General features: G+C 40.1%; 14 protein-coding genes and 3 pseudogenes. 14 read left to right on the top strand and 3 right to left on the bottom strand.

Translation table 11 applies throughout. The features are described 5' to 3' along the window. Nucleotides 1-215: 215 nt before the first annotated feature. Entirely contained in the window at nt 216-944 is a 729-nt protein-coding gene (locus EIZ58_RS21575; protein WP_134703008.1) for a GntR family transcriptional regulator, read from the bottom strand. Between the two features lie 478 nt (nt 945-1,422). Here EIZ58_RS21575 and EIZ58_RS21570 point away from each other — a divergent pair, with 478 nt between their 5' ends. The 3 genes and pseudogenes from EIZ58_RS21570 to EIZ58_RS21560 form a co-directional block, all read left to right on the top strand. Further along, entirely contained in the window at nt 1,423-2,415 is a 993-nt protein-coding gene (locus tag EIZ58_RS21570; RefSeq protein WP_134703007.1) for an N-acetylglucosamine kinase, read from the top strand. Then, on the top strand, nt 2,402-3,733 hold the full coding sequence (locus EIZ58_RS21565; protein ID WP_134703006.1) for a 6-phospho-beta-glucosidase: 1,332 nt from the start codon (nt 2,402-2,404) through the stop codon (nt 3,731-3,733). The genes EIZ58_RS21570 and EIZ58_RS21565 overlap by 14 nt, the downstream gene beginning before the upstream one ends. Before the next feature lie 28 nt (nt 3,734-3,761). After that, nucleotides 3,762-3,854 (top strand): annotated as a pseudogene (locus EIZ58_RS21560) (DUF2975 domain-containing protein); the annotation flags it as partial. A 45-nt stretch (nt 3,855-3,899) separates the two neighbouring features. Here EIZ58_RS21560 and EIZ58_RS34915 read toward each other — a convergent pair. Beyond that, nucleotides 3,900-4,028, bottom strand: a complete 129-nt coding sequence (locus EIZ58_RS34915; RefSeq protein WP_255438404.1) for a hypothetical protein — start codon at nt 4,026-4,028, stop codon at nt 3,900-3,902. Nucleotides 4,029-4,060: 32 nt separating this feature from the next. Beyond that, the gene (locus tag EIZ58_RS21555; RefSeq protein ID WP_134703005.1) at nt 4,061-4,258 is read right to left on the bottom strand and encodes a hypothetical protein; all 198 of its coding nucleotides are present in this window, start codon (nt 4,256-4,258) and stop codon (nt 4,061-4,063) included. A gap of 711 nt (nt 4,259-4,969) precedes the next feature. Here EIZ58_RS21555 and EIZ58_RS21550 point away from each other — a divergent pair. From EIZ58_RS21550 to EIZ58_RS33680, 11 genes and pseudogenes are all read left to right on the top strand, one after another. Next, nucleotides 4,970-6,091: a GerAB/ArcD/ProY family transporter gene (locus EIZ58_RS21550; RefSeq protein WP_134703004.1), complete on the top strand. Its 1,122-nt coding sequence runs from the start codon at nt 4,970-4,972 to the stop codon at nt 6,089-6,091. A 464-nt stretch (nt 6,092-6,555) separates the two neighbouring features. Beyond that, nucleotides 6,556-6,990, top strand: coding sequence for a MarR family winged helix-turn-helix transcriptional regulator (locus EIZ58_RS21545; protein ID WP_134703003.1), 435 nt, complete (start codon nt 6,556-6,558; stop codon nt 6,988-6,990). A 205-nt stretch (nt 6,991-7,195) separates the two neighbouring features. Further along, complete coding sequence (locus tag EIZ58_RS21540) at nt 7,196-8,407, top strand: Bcr/CflA family multidrug efflux MFS transporter (protein ID WP_134703002.1); 1,212 nt, start codon at nt 7,196-7,198, stop codon at nt 8,405-8,407. A gap of 30 nt (nt 8,408-8,437) precedes the next feature. After that, nucleotides 8,438-9,262 carry an aldo/keto reductase gene (locus EIZ58_RS21535; protein ID WP_134703001.1) on the top strand — a complete coding sequence of 275 codons (825 nt, stop codon included), beginning with the start codon at nt 8,438-8,440 and terminating at the stop codon, nt 9,260-9,262. 294 nt (nt 9,263-9,556) lie between these two features. Next, a complete protein-coding gene (locus EIZ58_RS21530; protein ID WP_134703000.1) occupies nt 9,557-9,907 on the top strand; it encodes a DUF2200 domain-containing protein in 351 nt (116 codons plus the stop codon). Nucleotides 9,908-10,068: 161 nt separating this feature from the next. Continuing rightward, the gene (locus EIZ58_RS21525) at nt 10,069-10,293 is read left to right on the top strand and encodes an Rpn family recombination-promoting nuclease/putative transposase (protein ID WP_240689300.1); all 225 of its coding nucleotides are present in this window, start codon (nt 10,069-10,071) and stop codon (nt 10,291-10,293) included. A 197-nt stretch (nt 10,294-10,490) separates the two neighbouring features. Beyond that, nucleotides 10,491-10,787: pseudogene (locus EIZ58_RS21520) on the top strand (GNAT family N-acetyltransferase); the annotation flags it as partial. A gap of 91 nt (nt 10,788-10,878) precedes the next feature. Then, on the top strand, nt 10,879-11,220 hold the full coding sequence (locus tag EIZ58_RS21515; RefSeq protein WP_240689383.1) for a GNAT family N-acetyltransferase: 342 nt from the start codon (nt 10,879-10,881) through the stop codon (nt 11,218-11,220). Between the two features lie 74 nt (nt 11,221-11,294). Then, nucleotides 11,295-12,044 (top strand): DUF6904 family protein, encoded by a 750-nt coding sequence (locus EIZ58_RS21510; protein ID WP_134702997.1) that lies wholly within the window; start codon nt 11,295-11,297, stop codon nt 12,042-12,044. A gap of 119 nt (nt 12,045-12,163) precedes the next feature. After that, nucleotides 12,164-12,523, top strand: a pseudogene (locus EIZ58_RS21505) (nucleotide pyrophosphohydrolase). After that, the gene (locus EIZ58_RS33680) at nt 12,520-12,732 is read left to right on the top strand and encodes a hypothetical protein (RefSeq protein WP_167577866.1); all 213 of its coding nucleotides are present in this window, start codon (nt 12,520-12,522) and stop codon (nt 12,730-12,732) included. The pseudogene EIZ58_RS21505 and the gene EIZ58_RS33680 overlap by 4 nt, the downstream one beginning before the upstream one ends. Nucleotides 12,733-12,939 lie beyond the last annotated feature (207 nt).

Below are 12,939 nucleotides of genomic sequence, written 5' to 3'. Positions count from 1 at the left end.
TTTAAACTGCGAAGTTTGATGTGATTATAGTGGTGAAAACACCTTGAAAACGGACTTGAAAATCGGTTGTGTATACCATTGCTTGCACCTCTAAATGGAACCCGTTACTCTTAAGCAGCCCTCTTTGTTGTTTTATCCCGTAGGTTTACATGCATAAACCTCTAAGTTCACGACAGAAATTTTCCAGTGGTTACTTTTAGGGTCCATAGTCCCAATTAATGATAATAATGTTCCATTGCAAATTTAATTTGTTCGCCACGGGTAATACCGATGGAATATTCTATCGGCTGATCATCCTTGTCATAGGTTGTTGATTTTAATAGAAGGGATGGCGAGCCTGCAGGGACATGAAGCAGCTTGCTCATGGCCTCATCAATTAAGAAGGGTTCAACGGATTCGACTGAACGGTGTATATTCACTCCATATTTGGTCCGAAGAAGCTGAAATAAAGAGCCGGAACAATCCTTTTGCTGGAGTCCGGGTGCCACTTTCCAGGGGACGAAGGACGTTAGCAACTGCAGCGGTTCTTCATTGGCAAAGCGCAATCTCTCTAATTTAAACACGGGATCCTTTTCATCTATTTGCAATATTCCAGAAATTGGAAGGGGAGCAGGGATGACTTCAAAATGGATTACCTTCGATTTGGGATATAAGCCAATATCTTTTATTTGTTCAGAGAAGCTTTTACTAATGGTACTGAATGTGTGCTGGATTTTGGGTTGTGCTACAAAGGTGCCTTTACCCTGAATTCTCTGTACTCGGCCCTCTAATTCCAATCGTTGCAAAGCTAGCCGTATTGTCGTCCTGCTTACGCCCAGCTTTGTGCATAATTCATGTTCCGTAGGCAGTTTATCCCCTATCTCCAGCTTGTTCGAGTGAATCATTTCTAAAATTTTTTCCTTAACGAGATAATATAGGGGTATTCCAGGACCTTCTTTTGTCATACAATTCCTCCGGTTGGGTAACTAATTGGTTGTAACAACACTCGGATTGTGTACCCAATTTTGATACAAGTTAGAATAATATTACCACTATGTATCGAATATAGCTAGGTAATGTTGAAGGTATAGTAATCATTGGAGGATGTTATTGTAATAACAAATTCAAGATGTGTTGAATTATGATGTTTTTATAGGTTTTTTTATTTTTATTGACTTCGTATACAATTGTAGTTACAATTCAGTTAATGTTATAACATATTTAAAAAATAAGGGAGATTAGTAGTGAGGTTACTACCATTTTCCTCTAGGCTCACCAAAGCTATGAGCTCTACTCTGATAAGTGTTTTGACAGCGTTTTCTCTTGTGGGCTGCGGTGACGATTTGGGAGTTTATCGGAAAGACCGCAGTGCCCATAGCTTTATTTTTTTACCGCTATAACTTAGGCGGGATATACAACTGGAGGAGTAAAGGAGGAATCTGCATGAGATACATTATGGGAGTTGATGCAGGGGGGAGCAAAACCTACACCGTCATCACCGATGAACAGGGGAATACGCTTGGGGAAGGCCTTTCAGCAGGAGGGAATCATGAGGTCTTTGGACTTGAAAAAGCGCTAACCCATGTGAAGGAATCGATCGAACAAGCCTTGGCAAAGGCTCAACTGAGGTACGTTGACATATCGTTCGTCCAATACGGGTTTGCAGGGGCGGACAGGGAATCGGACTTTCTCATTCTTCAACCCGCATTATTCAACCTTTTTCCTTTTGGGTCCTGGAATCTTGTCTGCGATGCCTTGGTGGGTTTGAGATTAGGCAGTCCGAGTCATACGGGTGTCGTTCTGATCTGCGGAAGCGGTACGAATGCAGTGGGCAGGAGCAAGGAGGGCAAGGTGGTACAAACTGGGGGGCAGGGTTACTTATATGGAGATGCGGCAGGCGGAAAAAAGATGGCACTGGAGACGTTCCGATCTGCCGTTAGATCGTGGGACTACCGGGAAATTCCATCTGTTTTAACGGACCTCGTGCCGAAGTTCTTTGAATTTAAAAATATGGAAGAAATGCTCAACCACTTTTTGGATCGGGAAGTGAAAGAGGTTCCAGGCCAATTAACGTTGATTTTGCATGAAGCCGCAGACTTAGGGGATGAATTGGCCATTCGCATTCTCCGTAATACAGGGTATGAATTGGGGATTTCGGCAAATTCAGTCATTAAAAGGTTAGGCCTATCCAGTGAGGAGGATATTCCCGTTGTTTTGATCGGGAGCGTTTTGCAACAGGGAAAGAACCCTTATCTCCTGGGAACCATGCGGGAGACGATTTTACAAGAAAATAAAAAGGCTCATTTGGTTACACCAAGTGTGGAGCCTGTTTATGGGGCGATCCTGCTTGGGATGGATCATCTGAAGATTCCAGTAGGGCCGGAGATATATAGGAAATTTGATCTTTACGGAGGGGTAGCGGGTGAGAAAAGGTAGCCTTAAAATTGCGGTTATTGGCGGTGGATCTTCTTATACTCCCGAGCTGATAGAGGGTTTTATAAAACGATTCCATGAGTTGCCTGTTAGTGACCTGTATTTGGTAGATATTGAGGCTGGCAAACAAAAATTGGAGATTGTCGGGGCTCTAGCCAAACGAATGATAGAAAAGGCCAATGTGCCGATTAACTTGCATTTAACCCTAAATCGCCGGGAAGCCATTGAAAATGCCGACTTTGTTACAACTCAAATGCGAGTGGGTTTACTGGATGCCCGTGCGCGTGATGAGAGAATTCCCTTGCGCTATCAATGCATTGGCCAAGAAACGACTGGTGCGGGCGGGTTTGCCAAGGCGCTTCGGACCATTCCGGTCATTCTGGATATCTGCAAAGATATCGAGGAATTGGCTCCTAATGCCTATATGATCAATTTTACAAATCCCGCGGGTATCGTGACGGAGGCTGTCATCAAGCATTCACAGGTGAAAACAATAGGCCTTTGCAATCTTCCGATCGGAACCAAAATGCAAATGGCTTCGTTAATGGATACCGAAGTATCGAAAGTCGAAATTGAAATGGTCGGCATTAACCATCTCAACTGGACTACACAGATTTATGTGGACGGGAAGAACGTAAAGGATGAAATCCTACAAAAAGTTAGCGAAACCAAGGGAATAACGGTGAAAAATATACCCGATTTTGGTTGGAATCTCGATTTCCTTACATCTTTAGGGGCTCTTCCTTGCAGTTATCATCGCTATTATTATATGAAGGAAAAAATGCTAGAGGAGCAATTGGAGTCCTTAAAGGCCAAAGGGACGAGGGCGGAAGCCGTAAAAAAGGTAGAGGAAGAGCTGTTCGAGCTGTATCAGAATGAACAGCTTGCCGAAAAACCCGCTCAGCTGGAGAAACGGGGGGGTGCCTATTACTCTGAAGCTGCGGTTAACCTCATGGCCTCCATTTATAATGATAGGAAAGATATCCAGACGGTGAATGTAAAAAACAATGGAGTCATTACTTGCCTGCCGGATGACGTCTCTATTGAAGTAAACTGCATCATTGATTCGAACGGGGCTCATCCTGTGGCCATCCAAACACCGCTTCCCCCGCAAATTCGTGGATTATTGCAAGTCGTGAAAGCCTACGAGGAATTGACGGTGACCGCAGCCGCAAAAGGGGATTATCACGCTGCATTGCAAGCTTTATCGATCCACCCGTTAGTCGGTTCGGCAAACATGGCAAAAAAGCTGCTAGACGATATCCTTGAAGAAAATCGGGAATATTTGCCGCAGTTCTCGGCTGTTTTAGGGGAAATTTAAGACGTGAATATTCGAATATTTGAGAACTATGAAACGGGCAACAACACTCTTTTTGAAGATGGCTGTTATTCTTATAGAAATACCAATGCTCGCTTTGTGCATATTTTTAGTGCCTAAGATTAAAGCAAATCATTCTGTATTACCACCATATGAATACAAAAACTCCTCATCCTTCTTTCGGAAATGAGGACTTTTTGTATTCTTCCATTAAATTTTGAATTAATGTTTGTAATCCATCTTCTGTTTTAACCATATCTAAAAATTCCTTGAGGGTGTCTGGCAGTAAGGAATTCAATGGATGCCCCCTCCTTACACATACTGTCTTGATTATATTTTCCTTAACGCTACTCTCCCTTTGGGTGTAATTTCATATTCATTCTTTCCAACTTCATTTATGTATCCACTTGATCTTAAAAATGTTAATCGCTCATCGATCCGTGTATCTTCGAGTGCATCGGCTAAGGTAATGGTATCCAAGATTTCATGCTGATTTAATAGATATAAAATCATTTTGGCTAAAATCATATAATATTACTCCTATAAACATACTTGGAATTAGGTTTGAATTGATTATACACTAAGGATTCATATATGAAAAGATTAAAAAGATACAATCGAATTACAGTAAGTAAGTATGAATCGTGAAATTCATAGTTCCGTATAACTCCAAAAACAGCACCTTCTTTATTGATCTCATCGATCAGTGGAATGTTGCTGTACGGATGATAAAAAACCATGGGTTTGGAATTTTATCATTATTTAAAGAATTACATGTCTACCATGAGTGAACTTTTGCTGATTAATGTCTATGAAAATACCCGGTAGGGGGTATGCATGGTTTAGTCATTATTCCGCTATGGGAATCGATAGCGCAGAAAGGCTGCATCAGCAGTCTTTTTTTATTTAGGTAATGGAAAAGCACAATTCGATTAAAACCACCTTATACTTGGTAATCCTATTAGTGAACAATACAACGAAAGGTAAAAGTTGGACTGTGAACATTTAATTTTTGAAAAAGCACAGAAAATTAAAAAATAAAAGGATGACCAGAATGGTAATGTTGGTTGAAAAATTACTCGGTTATATTCCTCCGGGTCTTTTTCCTTAATGTATGGGCTTTTTCTCCCTTTGCTATTGTTAGGTATAGCTATATACGGAAAAATGGCACAAAGTTAACGGACAACAAGCCGAATACTAAGATGATATTCGGATATGGGGTAAAAGGGGCTGTAGGATTTGCAAAAAGAATATATTGATAAATATCAATTATTTGCCTTGATTATTATATTTCAAATAGGAAGTACCACCTTATTTGCTTTGGGGATTGATGCCAAACAAGATGCTTGGATGGTAATTTTAATCGCTCTTGGCGCTGGGTTAGGTTTAACTTGGCTTTATACTGAAATACAGAAACATTTTCCTCATCAAAATTTAATGGAAATTTTAGTTTCTGTTTTAGGAAAATGGATCGCAATCCCATTTATTATCTTGTATGCGATCTTTTTTTTCTATATCTCAACCTTCATTTTGTATGAATTTGCCCAATTTATGATAATAAATTTTTTTCAGGAAACACCCATTCAAGCAATCCTACTTATTACCATATCGCTTGTGATGTACTGTCTGTTCTTAGGGATTGAAGCCAAGGCTCGTTCTAGCCAAATCGTTTTCCCCTACCTTATGTTTTTTATATTGTCCATTTACTTTCTTTCTTTGATTTCAGGTATTGGGAAAATTGAACAATTATCGCCAACTTTAGAAAATGGAATCATGCCCATTATGAAAGCAACACCTTCAGTAATTACTTTTCCTTTTGGGGAAATGATTGTATTTCTCATGTATTGGTGCTATGTAAACAATAAGCAAGAAATCCGGAGGATATCTTTATTGGCAGTTGGTATTTCAGGGATACTTTTAACCATTTCGCTGGGTTTTATGATAGCTGTATTAGGGGTTCATGGAGCTGCTACGGCACAATTTCCACTTTTCAAGATAATACAAAAAATTAATATAGGGGACTTCATTCAAAGATTGGATGCCATTGGAGGAGCAATTCTTTTTATCGGTGGCTTTTATAAAATGACCTTATATTTCAATGCCTCCCGACTAGCAGTGGAAACACTTATAAACAAAAAAAATCAAAAATGGTTGATGGTCTTAATGGGCGTTTTATGGTATTGGTTCATCCTTGTGTATTTTCCTACTTTCTCTTTTTATCGTGAGGTAGCGATCAACGTAATTAACCCATATCTTATGCTCCCATATCAGTTCATACTTCCATTCTTGCTCCTAATGATTATCAAATTAAAGATAAAACTACAACAAAAGCAAGGGCGTAATATCCATGTTAGATCTTAAAACATTAAATCAAGCGGGAATCACTCCAACTATCCTAGTTTTTGGTGGACTGTTATGTGCCGTCCTTCTCTGTTTCGTTTTGATTTATTTCCTCTGTTTGCTACTTGTTAAACGTATTAAAAAAAACGAATCATAATAATCTTTGTGAAATTTCCAATAGTTGCATTGGCTATTTTTATTTTATTGAGTTATGGAGTCAGCTGCCTATTGAATCAGACATATCAGTCAATTAAGGAAGGACATTGAACATATGGATTCCATTAAAATAAGTTTAATATTAGTGTGGTTCCCCCTTAGCGCTTCTGACCATGTACGATCATCGAACGATTCATGTTCAAAAGTAGGGGAGCAAGGTCCCGTTTGACTCTTGAAATGTTTACTTGTTACTATAGAGTAGGAAACCAATGAATGAGCAGGGATAAAGCATTGCGAGAGTTAACTTGTGCCTAGAATAGGTGGGACGAATGGAATCAAACCAAAATAAACAATTGATAACGAATTGGATATCATTAACCCATATTCAAATGAAAATCACGAATAAATTAGAAATCATACTTCAAGAAAATCATCAATTATCATTAAACGAATTCTACGTGCTTTTATTTTTATCTGAAGCCCCGGAAAAAAAATTAAAGTTACAACAATTACAGAGTATGGTGGGGCTTAGTCAAAGTGCTATGTCAAGACTGGTCAGTCGATTTGAAGCAAAAGGCTGTGGAACATTAAAGCGATATGTTTGCGGAGACGATCGAAGGGCCATCTACACTTCCTTAACAGCTGAGGGAGAGGAAAAGCTTAAAAAGGCGACCGTTACGGTTCATGAAACCCTTGAAAAGGCTTTTTCTCAAGATATGATTCATAAAGAACTGCAGCGATTATTTGACCAATTAAGACCATGATGGGGTAACAGGACTTAAAACGCTCCGTATGTTATCGTTGACGAAGTGTTTTGTCATATGCTAATTTATATGCATGCACATACATTTAAGAGTTAAGTGCTTTTTCCTTCTTTAGTTAAACTGCCTGCGCCTATATGAGTGTAAAATCAAGCAAGCTCTTAACATCCTAATGGAAAATGATTGTTGATAGAAAGGCGAGAAATACTTGAATAAATTAGCCGGGAAGAAACGATTACAACTTGCTTTACTCTTAGGTTCACTGGGACTCTTAGGTCCTTTCACCATTGATATGTATTTACCTGCATTCCCTACTATCGTAAAGGAATACCATACTACTGCTTCTTTAGTCCAGATTAGTTTAACGACGTGCCTTTTAGGATTGGGATTAGGCCAACTGATTATTGGACCCATGAGTGATGTTCAAGGACGCCGTAAGCCCATGAGGATTTTCCTCATCCTGTATTTAATCGCTTCTGTTATTTGTGCGTTTGCCCCCAATATTTACACCTTTATTGGGGCTCGTTTTCTACAAGGTTTTGCAGCAGCAGGTGGCCTTGTTATATCTAGAGCCATTGTTCGCGATCTATACAGTGGAAGGGAACTCACCAAGTTCTTTGCTTTATTGATGTTGGTGGGGAACCTTGGGCCGATTGTGGCACCAATTGCTGGAGGTATAGTATTGGCGTTTACCAATTGGTCAGGAGTTTTTCTTGTTCTAGCTTGTATAGGTATTATTTTGTATTTCATTGTTTCATCTAAACTGGAAGAAACGTTACCAGAGGAAAAACGCGTCCCAAGTAATTTTTCACAAATAATGAAGAATTTTGGCACTTTGTTAAAAGATCGCCAGTTCATGGGATATGCGCTTACTCAAGGTTTCATCATTGCAGGTATCTTTGCTTATGTTTCGGGTATTCCTTTCGTCTATCAGAATATTTATGGGGTAACGCCCCAGGTGTTCAGTCTATTATTTGGATTGAATGGAGTTGCCTTAATCATTGGAACTCAGGTGGTTGGCCGCTTTACAGGTGTCATAGCTGAGAGAACCTTCTTAAAGATTGGGTTATTGATTTCGAATCTAGCAGGTGCTGTTTTACTAGTGGCTCTATTATTAAAAGCACCGCTTATAGCAGTCGTGATTCCCATCTTCTTTTTTGTTATGTCGATAGGAATCATTGCTTCAACTTCTTTTTCTTTAGCAATGGAAACACAAGGACATATTGCCGGTAGTGCTTCTGCACTATTAGGACTCCTGCCCTTTGTATTAGGGTCATTAACGGCTCCACTCGTAGGATTAGCCGGAGAATATTCTGCCATTCCCATGGCAATGATTATTTTATTAGCAAGCTTAATGGCTTTCCTTTCTTATTATGGATTAGTAGGAAAATCTTCTTTAAGGGTTCAAGTTTCAAAATAATATCTCGAATAATAAAAGGAGAATTGGACGATGAATTTGGTTACGCTGAATAATGGTTTAAAAATGCCACAGCTTGGATTTGGTGTATGGCAGGTTGCAGATGATCAAGCCGCACAAGCCGTTGCTACTGCCATTAAAGTTGGCTACAGATCGATTGATACGGCGATGATCTATAAGAATGAAAAGGGCGTTGGGCAGGCTATTGCTGAATCATCTGTTCCTCGTAATGAGTTATTTATTACAACAAAAGTTTGGAATAGTGATCAAGGGTTTGAAAATACGTTACGTGCATTTGACGAGAGCTTGGAAAGATTAGGTCTTGATTATGTTGATATATATTTGATCCACTGGCCTACTCCGCAATTTGACCAGTATATCGAAACCTATAAAGCGTTAGAAAAGCTTTATCATGATGGCCGAGTAAAAGCAATTGGGGTTTGTAACTTTGAAATTGAACACTTAGAGCGACTTTTAAAAGAATGTGAAGTGGTACCCGTATTGAATCAGATTGAGTGTCATCCCTACCTTGCTCAAAACGAGTTAAAAGATTTTTGTTCAAAACATAATATCTTCGTAGAAGCTTGGAGTCCTCTTGACCAGGGAGGAGAGGTGTTGCAAGACGAAGTCATTCAAAAGATTGCTATGTCACATAGCAGAACGCCAGCTCAAGTGGTGCTGCGCTGGCATTTACAAAATAACACCATCGTCATACCGAAATCTGTAACACCATCAAGAATTGAAGAAAACTATCATGTATTTGATTTCGAATTAACTTCAAATGAAATGAACGAGATAAATCAACTGAATCGTAATCGACGTAAAGGTCCACATCCTAGTGAGATGAATGTTCGATAAAAATAACACAAGGATCCTAACCCATTCTAGCTTTCCGTTGGAATGGGTTTTTTCAATGATGGAATATTTTTCTTTAACGGATGTAAGATTAATTGATTAAATTTGTTTGATCATTCATTCATACAGTAAAGAAAATGTTAGAATGAAATACAAACTGAAGACGAACACCCAAATGTAAAGAGTTTGCAAACCAAAACGGGGGAGATGAAAGCTACTCCCGATGGATACAAATATGATTACCGATTAGAATTCTTCGTAGTGAGTCCTCAATAGAAGAGTAGGAGTTGTTAATGTATGACTAAACATAAGATCTATACCATGAGTGTCGCAAGTGTCTATCCACATTATGTTACGAAGGCAACAAGAAAAGGACGGACGAAAACAGAAGTAGATGAGATCATCCGTTGGTTGACAGGCTATAGCCAGGAAGAGTTCGAAGCACAACTGGAAAATGAGACAGACTTTGAGACTTTCTTTGCGAAGGCTCCCCAACTAAATCCTTTACGAACTTTGATTAAAGGAGTGGTATGCGGTGTCCGAGTTGAAGACATTGAGGAACCCACGATGCAGGAAATTCGCTATTTGGATAAGCTGATCGATGAGTTAGCAAAGGGAAAAGAGATGGAGAAGATTTTGCGGAAGTAGCAGAAAGTCCACTCCCAGCGAGCAGCTGATTACATCCTTGGGGTAACAATCCAGGAAACCGAATAAAAACGGCCCGCGCTTGTTAAGCACGGGTTTTATCATGGTATTAGAAGTTTCATATGGTGAGGCCATCTTGCATCTTTTGTAGTTCGATGAATTTGTTGACAGATGCTTTAGAGATTCATTTCATGGAGCTGCCTAAGTTGTTAATTAAATGGCGAAATGGGGAAGTGAATCCACGGGAAAATCGTTTGGTACGTTGGTTATTATTACTTGAAGCCTCTGAAAATGAGGAAATCACGCAAATATTGGAGGAGATCGCTATGCAAGAAGATCAAACCCTAAAATTCACTTGTGTGTGGTTCACATTAAATGTCATGAAATAAATGCTAGGATATAATACACATTATTTATCTAGTTATTTGTGGATATTGAATGATACACAAATTTCGTTGTGTATCATTCGTAAAAATCGTGCTGATCGACGATATACCACTAAACGGTTCATTCAACCGGATATAGGAGCCGATTAAGCCGACTCGAGATCGTGTAAACTGCTGCTTTTGTTAAATTAGAATATCAGGACATAGAGCAAAGCTTAGCGCTTTCTCAATATGCTTTTCAATATCAGCTGAGCCCAGAGCAAGCGGTGGAAAGAAGGGAACGAGCGAAGCTTCATGAGATTTGGGGAGAATATGAGGGGGAGCAATTAATTTCTAAGCTTCATATTTTGCCACTGAAGATATACATAGCCCATAAGAGCTTTAGCATGGGTGGGGTTGCCGGAGTTGCGACTTGGCCGGAGCACCGGAGAAAAGGGAGCGCCAGTCTGCTGATTAGGCAGGCCCTGGTTTCAATGAAAGAAACCGGACATTCATAAGCTTGACGCAGCACATCTTACTCTGCTGACTAGGACAAAGGGAAGAGTAGAAAGGCTAACGGACAGGAGCGGCACAAGCCTCTTGCAAGAGATGTATCAGCGGTTTGCCTCGAGCTATTGCGGTATGCTGGATCGGTCGCTGGACTGGTGGGACTATCATGTCAAGCCATTCAACTATAAAGTAGGGGTTTATCGCAACAGTGAGGACAACCCTAGGGGGTATGTGCTTTATCAGTTCAAGGATCGTATGCTAGAGGTGGAAGAATATATCATTTTAGACGAAGAGGCTAGAATAGGGTTGTGGAATTTCTTGTGTCAGCACGATTCTATGGTGGATCAGATTAAAATGAGGGTTGCGGAGGATGACCGTTTGCCTTATCTGCTGGCTAATCCGAATGGTGAGGAACCGCGTCAACCATCTTCCCGGAAGTAACATTCAGGTAAAGATCGAATTACTGTTGGCTATACTAGGCAAGAAACCTGTGGTTAAAGAAGGGATCTGAGAAAATGATTTTTGCTAAAAATACCCCGAATAATATGGGCATAGCTGTCTATGGGGATTATTTGGATATTGAAGAACTCTACGAAGCGCTCCATGCGATAGTGGGAGAAGAGGAAGAATACCCCGCATACGAAACAGCTCGCTTAAGAGTGCTGGGCGTTTGCTATGACATGCGCCATGCGTTGATGGGAAACCGAGAAATGGAGTTTGTGGAGAATGGGTTGGATGATGAAAAAAAGAAATGGCTGGGAGTTATCGCTCCTGACAAAAATATATACTTAAAATTTCATGTCTTTTGGCCCGAAATGCTGTTTGTATTGATGGCACTCAATGATTTTGTAAAGCTTTATGCTCGGAAGAATGCAAAAAAGAGTTATGATGTCATGGTAGACAAGCGTAATATATGGGACCCTTCCATTGCCATGGTGAGAGTGTTCCAGTCATCGGTCATAAAATGTATTAAAGAGACCGTTTCCGATGCTTCCTTTCCCCGCATGATGAATCTGATGAATAAGGACTATACGTGGTTTGATCATTATGCGACGCAATATGTTGACATCCTGAACTGCAGGTTTATGGACATGGACAAAGATAAACGAATCAAGAGTATACCTACCATGGCAAAAAGGTTAGCGGAGTTTGGGGATGAATATCAGCAAGTCAAAAACCATGTTTTCGTTGTTGCGAGGGAGTATAATTGTCCGATATCTGCGATAAGGCCAAATGTGGAATATCCCGAGGAATTTGAGTGGTAAAGAGCAGCCAGTAGGAAGCATGTCACCCCCCCTTTTTATCCTTATTACTTTATTCCTAAGGTGAGAATACATTCCAGAGATTGTATAATAGATCAAAACATACCCCTGGAGGAAAACCTGTGCAAGAACTCATCCATGAATTATTAGCCTTTCGAAAAGAAAGAGACTGGGAACAATTCCACACTCCCAAGGATCTTGCGATCTCGATCTCACTAGAAGCGAGTTAATTGCTAGAGAACTTTCAGTGGAAGGATAGCCAAACAGCGGTGGAACAGAACCTTCCCAAGATCAAAGAGGAGCTCGCGGACGTTCTCATCTATGCGTTATACCTCGCTCATGATTTAGATATCAATATTCAGGAAGCGATCGAAGAAAAGATCGAGAAAAACAAGCAAAAATACCCGGTGGGTAAAGCCTTCGGATCCAATAAGAAATACAACGAGCTTTTAAAGGGAAGGGTCGGCCATGATTGTATATGAAGTCAACGAAAAATCAGGGATGTTTCAAAACCTGGGAGAAAACCAAACCAAAGAAGTCATTGAAGCAGCATGTGAGGTTAAAAGATACCGGTAGTCTAGCTGACATTCAGAAGTACGCCAAACAAAACGGGGCCGTCATTAACATCATGAATTTAGGCGTGTTCACATTAACGGACATACATGACCAAAAAGAAATAGACCACCCGTGAGCTGACAACTCTGTGGTCTATTTCTTCCTAAACTGAGCCGCCCCCAAATTGGGGAACGTCTGTTGTACGTGACCGGTAGTGTTCGAGCACTGTCGGTCTCTTTTTTATTGTTGTGACTAGTTAATTATATTATACCTTGGAGATAGGGAGGATGTAAAATAGAGGGTCGCATCAAATCCCCTTTTCATTCTTTTTCCTCACGCAGTC

This window comes from Ammoniphilus sp. YIM 78166, from assembly GCF_004522215.1.
In the GTDB taxonomy this organism is placed as follows: Bacteria; Bacillota; Bacilli; order Aneurinibacillales; family RAOX-1; genus YIM-78166.
The sequence above is the reverse complement of the archived record's forward strand: the minus strand, read 5'-3'. Positions and strand labels throughout refer to the sequence as shown.

What these genes read in the sequence shown, in the direction of transcription:
- EIZ58_RS21575 (WP_134703008.1), bottom strand. Translation starts at nt 944, where the DNA reads ATGACAAAAGAAGGTCCTGGAATACCCCTATATTATCTCGTTAAGGAA.
- EIZ58_RS21570 (WP_134703007.1), top strand. Translation starts at nt 1,423, where the DNA reads ATGAGATACATTATGGGAGTTGATGCAGGGGGGAGCAAAACCTACACC.
- EIZ58_RS21555 (WP_134703005.1), bottom strand. Translation starts at nt 4,258, where the DNA reads ATGATTTTAGCCAAAATGATTTTATATCTATTAAATCAGCATGAAATC.
- EIZ58_RS21545 (WP_134703003.1), top strand. Translation starts at nt 6,556, where the DNA reads ATGGAATCAAACCAAAATAAACAATTGATAACGAATTGGATATCATTA.
- EIZ58_RS21535 (WP_134703001.1), top strand. Translation starts at nt 8,438, where the DNA reads ATGAATTTGGTTACGCTGAATAATGGTTTAAAAATGCCACAGCTTGGA.
- EIZ58_RS21530 (WP_134703000.1), top strand. Translation starts at nt 9,557, where the DNA reads ATGACTAAACATAAGATCTATACCATGAGTGTCGCAAGTGTCTATCCA.
- EIZ58_RS21515 (WP_240689383.1), top strand. Translation starts at nt 10,879, where the DNA reads ATGTATCAGCGGTTTGCCTCGAGCTATTGCGGTATGCTGGATCGGTCG.
- EIZ58_RS21510 (WP_134702997.1), top strand. Translation starts at nt 11,295, where the DNA reads ATGATTTTTGCTAAAAATACCCCGAATAATATGGGCATAGCTGTCTAT.
- EIZ58_RS33680 (WP_167577866.1), top strand. Translation starts at nt 12,520, where the DNA reads ATGAAGTCAACGAAAAATCAGGGATGTTTCAAAACCTGGGAGAAAACC.